Annotated in this window: 9 protein-coding genes; 5 read left to right on the top strand and 4 right to left on the bottom strand. The window is 72.4% G+C overall.

The genetic code is table 11. The features are described from left to right. Positions 1–107 precede the first annotated feature (107 nt). Entirely contained in the window at positions 108–1,430 is a 1,323-nt protein-coding gene (locus DBP14_RS16085; protein ID WP_129307887.1) for a M18 family aminopeptidase, read from the bottom strand. Positions 1,431–1,628: 198 nt separating this feature from the next. Next, positions 1,629–3,455: an acyl-CoA dehydrogenase gene (locus DBP14_RS16080; protein ID WP_129307886.1), complete on the bottom strand. Its 1,827-nt coding sequence runs from the start codon at positions 3,453–3,455 to the stop codon at positions 1,629–1,631. A 138-nt stretch (positions 3,456–3,593) separates the two neighbouring features. Here DBP14_RS16080 and DBP14_RS16075 point away from each other — a divergent pair, with 138 nt between their 5' ends. Both DBP14_RS16075 and DBP14_RS16070 read left to right on the top strand, forming a co-directional pair. Further along, entirely contained in the window at positions 3,594–4,067 is a 474-nt protein-coding gene (locus DBP14_RS16075; RefSeq protein WP_129307885.1) for an SseB family protein, read from the top strand. A 210-nt stretch (positions 4,068–4,277) separates the two neighbouring features. After that, positions 4,278–5,249, top strand: coding sequence for a pirin family protein (locus tag DBP14_RS16070; RefSeq protein ID WP_129307884.1), 972 nt, complete (start codon positions 4,278–4,280; stop codon positions 5,247–5,249). Positions 5,250–5,281: 32 nt separating this feature from the next. Here the strand turns inward: DBP14_RS16070 and DBP14_RS16065 are convergent, their stop codons facing one another. Further along, positions 5,282–6,727 (bottom strand): FG-GAP-like repeat-containing protein, encoded by a 1,446-nt coding sequence (locus DBP14_RS16065; protein ID WP_241740940.1) that lies wholly within the window; start codon positions 6,725–6,727, stop codon positions 5,282–5,284. A 237-nt stretch (positions 6,728–6,964) separates the two neighbouring features. Between DBP14_RS16065 and DBP14_RS16060 the strand changes: the two genes are divergently transcribed. Further along, positions 6,965–8,479 carry a sigma-70 family RNA polymerase sigma factor gene (locus tag DBP14_RS16060; protein WP_129307882.1) on the top strand — a complete coding sequence of 505 codons (1,515 nt, stop codon included), beginning with the start codon at positions 6,965–6,967 and terminating at the stop codon, positions 8,477–8,479. On the opposite strand, the gene DBP14_RS16055 is transcribed toward DBP14_RS16060, so the two are convergent. Beyond that, on the bottom strand, positions 8,380–9,675 hold the full coding sequence (locus tag DBP14_RS16055; RefSeq protein WP_129307881.1) for a transposase: 1,296 nt from the start codon (positions 9,673–9,675) through the stop codon (positions 8,380–8,382). The two genes, DBP14_RS16060 and DBP14_RS16055, sit on opposite strands and share 100 nt — an antisense overlap. Positions 9,676–9,923: 248 nt before the next feature. Between DBP14_RS16055 and DBP14_RS16050 the strand changes: the two genes are divergently transcribed. After that, on the top strand, positions 9,924–11,702 hold the full coding sequence (locus tag DBP14_RS16050; protein ID WP_129307880.1) for a M4 family metallopeptidase: 1,779 nt from the start codon (positions 9,924–9,926) through the stop codon (positions 11,700–11,702). 188 nt (positions 11,703–11,890) lie between these two features. Next, positions 11,891–13,558, top strand: a complete 1,668-nt coding sequence (locus DBP14_RS16045) for a M4 family metallopeptidase (protein WP_129307879.1) — start codon at positions 11,891–11,893, stop codon at positions 13,556–13,558. The last annotated feature ends 30 nt before the right edge of the window (positions 13,559–13,588 follow it).

Raw genomic sequence — 13,588 nt, 5'->3', positions numbered from 1 at the left:
CGTCGCCTCCCCTTTCGGTTCCTTGAATCTCCGGTGCCGAGCGGGTACCCGCAGCCGCCCCGAGTAGCCCTGCCGAAGGCCGGAGAGGTCCCGTCAGGGGGCGGGAACTAGCCCTCCAGGAACGCCACCAGCGCGTTCGCCAGCAGGAACGGGTCGTCGGCGCCGCAGAGTTCGCGGGCGCTGTGCATCGAGAGGATCGCCACTCCGATGTCGACGGTCTTGATGCCGTGCCGGGCCGCGGTGATGGGGCCGATGGTGGTGCCGCAGGGCATGGAGTTGTTGGAGACGAAGGACTGGAAGGGCACGCCGGCCCGCTCGCAGGCGGCGGCGAAGACCGCGCGGCCGGAACCGTCCGTGGCGTAGCGGTTGTTGACGTTGACCTTGAGGATGGGGCCGCCGTTGACGCGGGGGTGGTGGGTCGGGTCGTGCCGTTCCGCGTAGTTGGGGTGGACGGCGTGGCCGGTGTCGGAGGACAGGCAGACGGTGCCGGCGAAGGCGCGGGCGCGGTCCTCGTAGCTGCCGCCGCGCGCGAACACCGAGCGCTCCAGGACGGTGCCGAGCAGCGGGCCGTCGGCGCCGGTGTCGGACTGGGAGCCGTTCTCCTCGTGGTCGAAGGCGGCGAGCACGGGAATGCGGGTGAGCGGCGCGCCGGAGGTGGCCGCGGCGGCCAGGGCGGCGGCGCCCGCGTGCACGGAGAGCAGGTTGTCCATGCGCGGGCCGGCGACGAGTTCGCGGTCCCGGCCGAGGTAGGCCGGTGCCTCCACGGGGTGCAGCATGAGGTCCCAGCCGGCCACCGAGCCGGACGGCAGCCCGGTCTCCTCCTCCAGGAAGGCGATCAGGTCGCTGTGGCCGAAGTCGTCCGTGAGGCCCCACACGGGCTGCAGGTGGCGCTGCTTGTCCAGCTTGAGGCCGTCCGTGGACACCGTGCGGTCCAGGTGGATGGCGAGCTGCGGCACGCGCAGCAGCGGGCGGTCCACGTTGACCAGGCGGGTGGAGCCGTCGCGCAGGGTGAGCCGGCCGGCCAGGCCCAGGTCGCGGTCGAGCCAGGAGTTCATCAGCGGGCCGCCGTAGATCTCGACGGCGACCTGCCGGAAGCCGTGCGCCTGGCTGTCCGGCTGCGGCTTGACGCGCAGGCTGGGCGAGTCGGTGTGGGCGCCGATGATGTGGAACGGCGTGTGCGGCTGGGCGCCCTCGGGGACGTACCAGGCGATGATCGCGCCGCCGCGCAGCACGTACTTGCCGCCGCTCACCGCGGCGGTGGCCGCCGATGCCGCCGTGTCCCAGGCGTCCGTCTCCTCGACCTGGCGGAAGCCGGCCTTCTCCAGCCGCGCGGCGGTGGCCGCCACGGCGTGGTACGGCGACGGGGCGGCCGCGAGGAAGGACATCAGGTCGTCGGTGTGGCCGCGGTCGAAGCGCTGGCTTGTACTCATGGGTTCACCTTAACGACGGACGAGGGCCCGCTCCCGGTGCGGGAGCGGACCCTCGGACGGACCCGGCGGATCGGGCGGCCGGCGTGCCGGACGGAAACGGCCGGCAGCGCCGATAGCGCCGATAGCGCCGATAGCGCCGATAGGACCGATAGCGCCGATAGGTCCGATAGCGCCGACAGGGCCGGACGGGCGCGGTGACTAGAAGGCCGCCTCGTCCAGCTCCATCAGGTCCAGGTCGACGTTCTCCGAGACCTTGCGGGCCAGGGTGACGCCGGGCAGGACGTTGGCCGCGAAGAACTTCGCCGCGGCGATCTTGCCGGTGTAGAAGGCCTTGTCCTTCGCGGACGCGGTCGGCAGCTTCTCGGCGGCGACCGCCGCACCCTTGAGCAGCAGGTAGCCGACGATGACGTCACCGGAGGCGAGCAGCAGGCGGCTGGTGTTCAGGCCGACCTTGTAGATGTTCTTGACGTCGTCCTCGGTGGCCGCGAGGTCGGTCAGCATCAGGCCGACGATGGCCTCCAGCTCGACGGCCGCCTTGGCGAGCTGCTCGCGGGCGCCGGCCAGCTCCTCGCCGCCGTTGCCGAGCGCGAGGAACTTCTTGATGTCCTCGGCGAGGGAGTTCAGGGCCGCGCCCTGGTTGCGGACGATCTTCCGGAAGAAGTAGTCCTGGCCCTGGATCGCGGTGGTGCCCTCGTAGAGGGTGTCGATCTTGGAGTCCCGGATGTACTGCTCGATCGGGTACTCCTGGAGGAAGCCGGAGCCGCCGAAGGTCTGCAGGGACTGGGCGAGCTGCTCGTAGCCCTTCTCGGAGCCGTAGCCCTTGACGATGGGCAGGAGCAGGTCGTTCAGCGCGTGCTCGGTCTTGGCGTCCTCGCCCGCGGCCTCCTTGACGGCGATCGCGTCCTGGACCGAGGCGGTGTAGAGGACGAGGGCGCGCATGCCCTCGGCGTACGCCTTCTGCGTCATCAGGGAGCGGCGCACGTCGGGGTGGTGGGTGATGGTGACCTTGGGCGCGGCCTTGTCCATGAAGTCGGCCAGGTCGGTGCCCTGGACGCGCTCCTTGGCGTACTCCAGGGCGTTGAGGTAGCCGGTGGAGAGGGTGGAGATCGCCTTCGTGCCGACCATCATGCGGGCGAACTCGATGATGCGGAACATCTGGCGGATGCCCTCGTGCTTGTCACCGATCAGCCAGCCCTTGGCCGGGTGGCGGTCGCCGAAGGTCATCTCGCAGGTGTTGGAGGCCTTGAGGCCCATCTTGTGCTCGACGTTGGTGGCGTACACGCCGTTGCGCTCGCCCAGCTCGCCGGTCTCGAAGTCGAACTCGTACTTCGGGACGAGGAAGAGGGACAGGCCCTTGGTACCGGGGCCGGCGCCCTCGGGGCGGGCGAGGACGTAGTGGAGGATGTTCTCCGACATGTCGTGCTCACCGGAGGTGATGAAGCGCTTCACGCCCTCGATGTGCCAGGAGCCGTCCTCCTGCTGGACCGCCTTGGTGCGGCCGGCGCCGACGTCGGAGCCGGCGTCCGGCTCGGTGAGGACCATGGTGGAGCCCCACTGCTTGTCGACGGCTATCTGCGCGATCTTCTTCTGGACCTCGTTGCCCTCGTCGAAGAGGATGCCGGCGAACGCCGGGCCGGAGGAGTACATCCACACGGCCGGGTTGGCGCCGAGGACCAGCTCCGCGTACGCCCAGATCAGGGACGGGGGAGCCGTCGTGCCGCCGATGGCCTCGGGCAGGCCCAGACGCCAGTACTCGGAGTCCATGAAGGCCTGGTAGCTCTTCTTGAAGGACGCGGGGACCGGGGCCGTGTTCGTCTCGGGGGCGAACACCGGGGGGTTGCGGTCGGCGTCGGTGAAGGACTCCGCCAGCTCGTTCTCGGCCAGGCGGGTCAGCTCGTCCAGGACGCTCCTCGCGGTGTCCGTGTCCATCTCCGCGAACGGGCCCGTGCCGTACAGCTGGTCGCGGCCGAGCACCTCGAAGAGGTTGAACTCGATGTCGCGGAGGTTGGACTTGTAGTGCCCCATGGTGACGGCTCCGTTGAGAGAGTTTCTGTTCGATGACGCGTCTGGTTCGCGTACCAACAAGTAGCTACGATGATGCTACCCGTCGGTAATAAGACGCAACCCCGAACCCGTCATCTGTGACTGAGTACTCTTTCGTGCATGTACGGATACGGCCAGACCACGGACGCGGGTGCCCAGCAGCAGTACGCCGCCCCCCAGCAGCCGATGGCCGGCGGATACGGGCAGCAGCAGGCCCCGCTGTACCCGGAGCCGTCCCCGCCGTCCCTCGCCGACGCGGTCCGGGCCTTCACGACCGGGCAGATGGCGGCCGAGGACTTCCAGCAGATCTTCGCCACCTCGAAGGTGTACTGCCCGCGCGGCGACACCCCCGGCTTCCTCGCCCTGCACAACACCCAGCAGCCGGTGATCCCGATGTTCACCTCGCTCAAGGAACTGCGCCGGTACGCGGGCAAGGAGTCCAAGTACTTCGTGATCACCGGCGCCGAGGTGATCGACCTGCTGCCGACGGGCTACGGCTTCGTCCTGGACATGGAGGGCGAGCACCGGATGGTGTTCGACGCGAAGGCGGTGGAGCAGATGGTCGAGTTCGCGATGCGCCGGATGTACGGCTGAGGGGTGCGCCGCGCGGCGCGTGTGCGGCGGCTGGGGAGCGCGCCGCTCGGCGCGTGTACGGCGGCTGAGGACTGCGCCGCTCGGCGCGTGTACGGCTGGCGCGTGCGGCGCCCATGCCGGGCCCGGAGGGAATGCCCTCCGGGCTCTTTGCGTTCCGGGTGGCAAGAAGTTCAATGCTCAACTAAAGTGGGCGCACAAGGAGGTACGACCATGCCTGCAGTGACCGTCGAGAACCCGTTGACGCTGCCCCGCGTGACCGCGTCGGCCGAGGCGGTGGCACGCCCCGTACTGGCCGTGACGACCGCGCCGAGCGGCTTCGAGGGCGAGGGATTCCCGGTCCGCCGGGCGTTCGCCGGCATCGACTACCGCCATCTCGACCCGTTCATCATGATGGATCAGATGGGCGAGGTGGAGTACCAGCCGGGAGAGCCGAAAGGCACCCCTTGGCACCCCCACCGCGGCTTCGAGACCGTCACCTACATCATCGACGGCATCTTCGACCACCAGGACTCCAACGGCGGGGGCGGCACCATCACCAACGGTGACACCCAGTGGATGACCGCCGGCGCCGGCCTCCTGCACATCGAGGCGCCGCCGGAGCACCTGGTGACCTCGGGCGGCCTCTTCCACGGGCTCCAGCTGTGGGTGAACCTGCCGGCCAGGGACAAGATGATGGCCCCGCGCTACCAGGACATCCGCGGCGGCACCGTCCAGCTGCTGACCAGCCCCGACGGCGGCGCGCTGCTCCGCGTCATCGCCGGCGAGCTGGACGGCCACGCCGGCCCCGGCATCACCCACACCCCGATCACCATGGTCCACGCGACCCTCGCCCCGGGCGCCGAGATCACCCTGCCCTGGCGCGAGGACTTCAACGGCCTCGCCTACGTCCTCGCCGGCCGCGGCACGGTGGGCGCCGAGCGCCGCCCGGTCCGCCTGGGCCAGACCGCCGTCTTCGGCGCCGGCTCCGCCCTGACGGTTCGCGCGGACGAGAAGCAGGACTCCCACACCCCCGACCTGGAGGTCGTCCTCCTCGGCGGCCGCCCCATCCGCGAGCCCATGGCGCACTACGGCCCGTTCGTCATGAACACCAAGGCCGAGCTGATGCAGGCCTTCGAGGACTTCCAGAAGGGCCGCCTGGGCACGATCCCCGCGGTCCACGGGATGACGGAGGGCGGGCTGTAGGACGGAGTACGGGGCGGCCGGGACCGGCCCGGTCAGATGACGTGCAGGAGCCCGTTGCCGCCCAGGGCCGTCCAGCCCTCTTGCGTGAAGCCGACCGAGGGCGCGTCGATCATGTGACTGCCCTTGGTGACCGGGCCGCTCGTGCCACCCGGGAGGACCCAGACGGCGCCGGTGTAGCCGTTCTCGGCCGCCGCGCTGATGAACAGTTCCGGCTTGCCGTCCCCGTTGACGTCACCGACGGCGACGGTCGTACCGAAGTTGTCGCCCGCCTCACCGCCGCCGGGCACGCCGGGCGTGTCCTGGGTGAAGGCGTACGAGCCGCTGCCCAGGGCACCGGTGCGCCGGCCCGGGATCACCGTCACCATGCCCGCGTCCGTCGCGTCCTTGCCCGTGTCCTCGTACGGCGAGCCGACCACGATGTCGGCGAGTCCGTCCCGGTTCAGGTCGGCCACCGCCAGGGCACCGCCGAAGTTGTCGTCCTTCTCGCTCGAACCGGGCACGCCGGCCGTGTTCTGCGTCAGTTGTACCGGTACGTCGTCGTGCGCGATGCCGCGCTCGGAGCCGTACCAGACGAGCACCCGCCCGCCGGCCGCGCCGTCGACCCCGGCCTTCTCGGGATCGTCGGGGTCCCCGACGACGAGGTCCTGGAATCCGTCGCCGTTGACGTCCCCGGTGGCCGCGATCAGCCCGTTGCCCTTCCGCAGCTCGCCCCCGGGGCCGGCGCCGCCGAGGTAGACCTGGCCGCCGGTCAGGCCGCTCACGCGGACGCTGAGGGAGACCCCGTCGGGACGGGTGTCACCGTTGAAGTCGCCGAGTGCGACCGTGCCGATCGAGGGCGTGGACGTGTTGACCACCGACGCCTGACCGACGGTGCCGGTGCGGCCGAACGGTCCGGTGAGTGTCACCGCTCCGTCCTGTCCGGAGACGAGAATCTCGGTGTTCGCTCCGGCGCCGGAGCTGACAGCCGCCACGTCCGTGCCGTAGTAGTCGCCGTACGGGGACGGGTTCGGCAGGAGGGCGCCGGCCGTCAGCCCGTTCTTGCCGCCCCACAGGACCGTCAGGAGCCCCGCGTCCTTGCGCGAGGCCGTGTCCTCGTACGGCGCGGTCACCACGAGGTCGGCGTATCCGTCCCGGTTCAGGTCCGCCGTCGCGGTGGCGGCACCGAACTGGTCGAACGCCTCCGCGGAGCCCGGCACACCGGCGGTGTTCTGCGTGATGGTCTGGCGCCGGGCCGTCGACAGGCCCGACTTGGACCCGTAAAGCACGACGACGGCACCGGCGAACTGCTTGCCCGCGACCTTCGCACCCGGTGCGGGCAGGACCGCGTCGCGGTAGCCGTCACCGTTGAAGTCACCCGGCACCGCGCCGTGCACGGCCGCCGCCGGTGTGGCCGACAGCAGCGGAATACCCAGGGCGACCGCTGCCACCAGCGCTCCCGCTCTCCGGCTGCCTCGCAGGTGCGGCTTGTTCACGGTCACGTGGTCCCCTCCGTCGTCCGGCGCGCTCCTGGGGCGCGCCGATGGTGTGGGTGATCGTAAGCGGGCGCGATCGTCGGCGTGCGCCCGAGGGGTGCGGGAGGCAGCGACCATGCGAGCGCGGGCCGACGTGACGGGCGTCACAGGCGGGCGGCCGGATTTTGTGTTGTGCTGCGGGGCCGTGCGGGTCTCCGTATCGGGGCGACCGTGTGTTCCGGGACCGGAGGGGAGCTGGTGCGGGTGAGCGGGGCCGGCGCTGACGAGATATCGCTGATCACCGCTGCCCGGCGGGGGGACCCCGTGGCCCGGGAGCGGCTCGTGGTCGCGTACCTGCCCTTGGTCTACAACGTCGTGGGGCGGGCGCTGAACGGGCACGCGGACGTCGACGACGTCGTGCAGGACACCATGCTGCGGGCCCTGAGCGGGCTGGACGGGCTCCGGGACCCGGAGCGGTTCCGGCCCTGGCTGGTGGCGATCGCCATGAACCAGGTCCGCCGCCGCTGGTCGGGCTCGCGGCAGCCGCCCCTGCCGCTCGAGACGGCGGCCGACGGCGCGGTGGAGGGCGACTTCGCCGAGCTGACGATCCTGCGCCTCGGCCTGTCCGGGCAGCGCCGTGAGGTCGCCGAGGCGACGCGGTGGCTGGACGACGGCGAGCGCTCCGCGCTGTCCCTGTGGTGGCTGGAGGCCGCAGGGGAACTCACCCGCGGCGAGGTCGCAGCGGCCCTCGGACTCAACCGCGCGCACGCCGCGGTGCGCGTGCAGCGGGTCAAGGGGCAGCTGGATGTGTGCCGTCAGGTCGTCCGGGCGCTCGGGGCGCGCGAGCGGTGCGCGGAACTCGACGCGCTGACCGGGACCTGGGACGGCGTGCCGAGCCCGCTGTGGCGCAAGCGCATCGCCCGGCACGCCCGGGGCTGCGAGACCTGTGCGCGCAGCGCCGACGACCTGCTGCCGGTGGACGGACTGCTCGCCGGGGTCGGTCTGGTGGCCGTCCCCTTCTCCCTGCACTCCGGCGCGGTCGCGGGACACGGGGCGGCGGCGGCCCTGGGAGCCGGCCACGGCATCGTCTCCCACGCGGCGACCGCCCACCGGGTCCTCGGCACCGGGCGCCGCGCCCTGGGCCACGGCACGGCGGCGAAGGTCACGGGGGCATGCGCCGCAGTCGCCGTGGCCGTCCTGGTGGTCGTGATCCCCCAGGGCCCGGACAAGGGCGACGACGCGGCCCCGCCGGTCCGTCCGACGGTCTCCGCACAGGCTCCCTCGAACCGTCCGGCGTCCCCGCACGCCTCCCCTAGCCCGAGCGCTACGAAGGCCACGCCGAAGCCTTCCCCGGCCCGTACCCGTACGCCCGCCTCCGTCTCCCCGGCTGCCGCGGAGGCGGCGAGCCGGCTCGACCTGCTCGGCCGGACCAACGCCCTGCGCGCGCGGAACGGGTGCGCGCCGCTGAAGACCGACGCACGGCTGACCCGCGTGGCCCAGAGCGACGCGCGTGTCATCGCGGCCGACCGCAGCATCGACCTGACGGGCGGCCAGAACGGCAGCACGGGCGACCGGGTGACGGCGGCCGGGTACACCTGGTCGTCCGTCGGGGAGGCCGCCGCCTACGGCGACAAGAACGCGGCGGCCGTGGCGCAGGAGTGGGCGAACAACCAGATGCGTCAGTTCCTGCTGGACTGCCGGTTCACCGATGTGGGGGTCGGGCTGGTCGTCTCGGGTTCACAGCGCGCGTGGACCGAGGTGCTGGCCGCCCCGCGCTGACGGGCCCAGAACGCCGAGGCGCTGCGGGTCGGTCCGACCGCGGCCGCCACGGCGAGCGACTCGCCGAGCCGCCGCACGATCCCGCTGTCCGCCCGGCCGGCCAACCGCTCCAGCAGCGGCCGCAGTACGGCGTCATCCGCCTCGGCCACCGCGGTGGTGATGGCCGCGACCAGCGCCGCGTCGTCGTCCCCGGCGGCGGGCCGGGCGGCCCGCTCCGAGGACGCCTGCGACCCGGCGGCCGGTGGAAGGGGGACGGGGACGGGGACGGGGGCGGCGTCGGGCGTGGGGTCCTGGACGGCGACGGGAGCGGGCACGGAGACGCCGACGGGTGCGGGGACGGGGACCGGGACGGCGATGCCGGCGGGCGCGGGGACGGTGATGCCGGCGGGCGTGGCGACGGGGATGCCAACGGACCTGAGGATGCCGGCGGGCATGGCGACGGGGATGCCAACGGACCCGGGGAAGCCGGCAGGCGTGGCGACGGGGATGCCGACGGGCGGGGGGACGGGGACAGCGACGCTGACGGGTGCGGGGACGGCGATGGGGACGGGGGTGCCGACGGGCACCGGGACGCCGACAGGCACCGGGGCGCCGGCGGGCACGGCGACGGGGACGGGCACGCCGACGGGCACGGGAGTATGCCCCGCCGGGTGCGGCCAGGGCGTGGCCGCCACCCCTGGCCCTGGCCCTGGCCCTGGCCCTGGCCCTGGCCCCGGTGCCGGGCGCCGGTCCGTCCGCATGCGGGGGGCGCCCGGGGCGGTGCAGTCCGCGGCCACCTGGGCGGAGCCGAACGCGCGCAGGGCGCGGCGGCGGGCGGTGCCGTCGAGTTCGGCGAGGACGGCCTCGCGGATCCGCGGCCAGCTCTCCGCCTGGGCCCAACGGCGCATCCGGCGCCAGGCGGTGACCCCCGAGCAGCCCAGCTCGGCGGCGGGCGCGGTGTGCCAGGCGATGTCCTCCAGGAACACGTACAGCACCACGGACAGCACCGTCCGGTCGGGCACGGGCCGCCGGCCCGGATGTCGCAGCCTGCGTTGCGGCGGGGGCGGCAGCAGGGGCGCGATCTGTGCCCACACCCTTGCCAGAACCGGTCCGCCCGGCATCATGTCCCGCGCGGCCGGCTCCGGTGCCGGGGTCGTACGCGGCACGCCGGGCCGTATGCCGGGCCCCCGGCCGGTGACGTCGTCGATTGCGGTCATACCTCTTGAGACCCCGGCGCCGCCCGCCCGCAACAGAAACTTCTCGGGCCGTTCGAGCCCCGTCCCGCCCCCGTTTCACAATGAGCCGCGCAAATAAAGGGTTTGGCAATGGCCCTTCCCGGTTCTTCACGTGCGCATGTCAATCATGTCAGGGTCCTCTCGGACGAGCGCACCGCGGCCTCCCCATCCCCCCACAGGCCCTCGGTGCGCTCCGACTCCCCACACCTCCCCACGCACGAGGACCACGCATGCGTTCTGCGCGAATATCCCGAACGGCTCTCGCCCTCGCCGCCGTCACCGCCCTGGCCGGAACCGCCGGCACCGCGGTGGCCGCACCGGCCGGAAGCGCCCACCGCACCACGGTGACCGCCTCCGCCGCATCGGCCGCGGCGACCGCCAAGGCCGCCCGGTCAGCCGCCCTGCACCACGCCGCCGCCACCGGAGTCGGCGCGCACACCTCCCTCACCGCCACCGACGTCCTCGTCGACAAGGACGGCAAGCGGCACGTGCGGTTCACCCAGTCCTACCGGGGCGTGCCGGTCGTCGGCGGCGACCTCGTCGTCCACCTGAGCGCCGCGGGCACGTACCTCGGCGTCACCAGAGCCGCCGGGCAGGCCGTCTCCCTCCACTCCGTCACCGCCGGACTCACCGGCCGGCAGGCGCAGCGGCACGCCGCCGCCCAGGTGCACGGCGGAACGGCCGGCGCCGCCCGGCTCGTGGTGGACCACACCGACGGAAAGAGCACCCTCGCCTACGAGGTCGACGTCGCCGGCCCCGACGACGCGCCCGACGCCGGCCGCTCCGTCCTGGTCGACGCGGCCTCCGGCGCTGTACTGCGCAGCACGCCCACCGCCGAGGGATTCCTGTCACCGCGCGTCGTCGAGAAGCTCCAGCAGCGGGGCGAGACCCTGCGCCCGAGCACCAGCGGCCAGAAGAGCCTGACCGCGAAGTCCCGGCTGCGCACCACGTACCCGGCCCCCGCCACCGGCAAGGGACGCTCCCTCTTCTCCGGGACGGTCACCCTCAACACCACGCAGACGGGTTCCCGTTCGTACCAGCTGAAGGACACCACCCGCGGCAACGCCGAGATCCGTGACGCCAAGCACACGGCCCGCGAGGACGCGCGGATCTTCACCGCCGCCTCCGCGATGACCGACGCGGACGACACCTGGGGCGACGGCACCACCCGGGACAACGCCACCGCCGCGGTGGACGCCTCCCACGGGCTCACCTCCACCTTCGACTTCTACGAGTCGACGTTCGGCCGCAACGGCATCGACGACGACGGGGTCGGCCCGCACGGCGTGGTCCACTGGGGCACCGCCTACGGCAACGCCGCCTGGTACGACACCTGCCACTGCATGATCTACGGCGACGGCGACGGCCAGACCTTCACCAAGCCGCTCGTCCAGCTCGACGTCACCGGGCACGAGCTGACCCACGGCGTCGTCGCGGCGACGGCCGGCCTGGAGCCGACCCGGATCGACGCCGACGGCAACCAGTTCGGCGAGCCCGGCGCCCTCAACGAGTCCCTCGCGGACATCTTCGGCAGCGCGACCGAGTTCGCCACCAACCCCACCACCGGCAACTACCTGATGGGCGAGCAACTCGGCCTGGACCAGGGCTTCCTGCGCCGCATGGACAAGCCCTCCCGGGACAAGCTCGAAGGCACCGTCGACTACTGGGCCCCGGCCCTCTACGACACCGAGGTGCACGCCGGCTCCGGCGTCTCCTCCCACGCCTTCTACCTGCTCGCCGAGGGCAGCGGCGCCAAGACGATCAACGGCGTCGCCTACAACTCGGCGACCTACGACGGCTCCTCCGTCACCGGCATCGGCCGCGCCAAGGCCCTGAAGATCTTCTACCAGGCCCTGACCCGCTACATGGTCTCCACGACCGACTTCCACGACGCCCGCACCGCCACCCTCCAGGCGGCGAAGGACCTCTACGGCGCGACGAGCACCGAGTACGCCACGGTCGTCAAGGCGTGGGCCGCGGTCAACGTGACCGCCGCCAACCAGCCGTGATCCACGCCGAACCAGCCGTGATCCAGGCCGAACCAGCCCTGAACCAGGGCGGGACAGCCCCGACCCGGCCGTAACCCCTCGTACGCCCCGGCCCGCCGGCAGACCCCACGAATCGCCGGCGGGCCGGGGCTCCCCCCACCGCACGCATACCTGAACGCCCGCCCCTTACCCAGAAGGAAGCAGCGCACATGCGTCGAACCCGTCTCGTGCTCCCCACCGTCGTCGCGGCCACCCTCACCGCCGGCGGCCTCCTCGCCGGCCCCACGTTCGCGGCCCCCGCGCGCCCGTCCCTGTCCTCGTCCTCGGCCGCCGCCACGGTCTCGGTGCGGACCGCCGCACCGGGCACCGCCGAGCGCGCGGCGGCCGTGGCCAGGGCCAGAGCCAACGTCCGCGAGCACGCCAAGACGTTCGGCTTCGGCGCCCACCAGAAGCTGACGGTGAAGGACGTCATCGTCGACAGCAACGGCACCGAGCACGTCCGCTTCGAGCGCACCTATCGCGGACTCCCGGTCGTGGGCGGCGACTTCGTCGTGCACCAGAGCCGGTCGGGCGCCCTGCGCGGCGCCTCCCACGCCCATGGCCGGGAGGTGGCCGTCGCCTCGGTCACCCCGAAGGTGTCGGTCAAGTCGGCCGAGGTGACCGGTCTGAAGAGCGTGAGCGGGATACGCGCCGCCGCTCCCGACGCCCGGCTGGTCGTCTGGGCCGCCTCCGGCACACCCCGGCTGGCCTGGAGCACCACCGTCCAGGGCACCGGCGCGCACGGCGAACCCGTCGGCAAGGTCGTCGTCACCGACGCCTCGACCGGGGCGCACATCGAGACCCACGACGCCGAGCAGCACGAGGCGGGCACCGGGCACACCATGTACACCGGGGACGTCACCCTCGACACCACCGCCCAGGCGGACGGCACGTACGAGCTGATCGACCCGGTCCGCGGCACCGTCACCAAGGACGCGCACAACGTCTCCGCGTCCAGCCTGAAGGCAAGCTCGGGCACCCTGTTCACCGACGCGGACAACGTGTGGGGCGACGGCCGGACGTTCTCCTCCGACCGGGCCACCGCGGCCGCCGACGCGCACGCCAACACGGCCGAGACCTGGGACTACTACCTGAACACGTTCGGCCGCAAGGGCATCAAGAACGACGGCAAGGGCGCCACCGTGTTCGTGCACGTCGGCACCGACTGGGACAACGCCCAGTGGTCGGACGCCTGCTTCTGCATGATGACCGGCGACGGCGACGGCTCCACCGACCCCGAGCAGGTCGACCTGGACACCATGGGCCACGAGATGACCCACGGCGTCACCAGCGCCACCGCGAACCTGCGCTACAGCGGCGAGTCCGGCGGCCTCAACGAGGCGACCAGCGACATCCTCGGCACCATGGTCGAGTGGTACGCGAACAACCCGGTCGACACCCCCGACTACCTGTTCAGCGATCAGTCGACCCCGCCGTGGCTGCGCCGCTTCGACCAGCCCTCGCTGGACGGCTCGTCCGCCGACTACTGGTCCAAGCGCGTCGGCCGGCTCGACGTCCACCAGTCCTCCGGCGTCGGCAACCACTGGTTCTACCTGGCCAGCGAGGGCAGCGGCGCCAAGACCGTCAACGGCGTCGACTACGACAGCCCCACCTACGACGGCTCGACCGTGACCGGCATCGGCAACAAGAAGGCCTCGGCCATCTGGTACCGCGCGCTCACCGTCTACATGACCTCCACCACCGACTACCACGGCGCCCGCGCCGCCACCCTGAACGCGGCCGCCGACCTCTACGGCTCCACCAGCCCCGAGTACCGCACGGTCGCCGCCGCCTGGACCGCGGTCAACGTGACCGCGTCGTCCGGCACGCACAAGTAGGAGCCGGCCAGACCGGCTGTCCCTCACCCG

The organism is Streptomyces sp. L2 (genome assembly GCF_004124325.1).
Taxonomy (GTDB): Bacteria; Actinomycetota; Actinomycetes; order Streptomycetales; family Streptomycetaceae; genus Streptomyces.
This window is presented reverse-complemented; position numbering and strand designations above follow the sequence as displayed.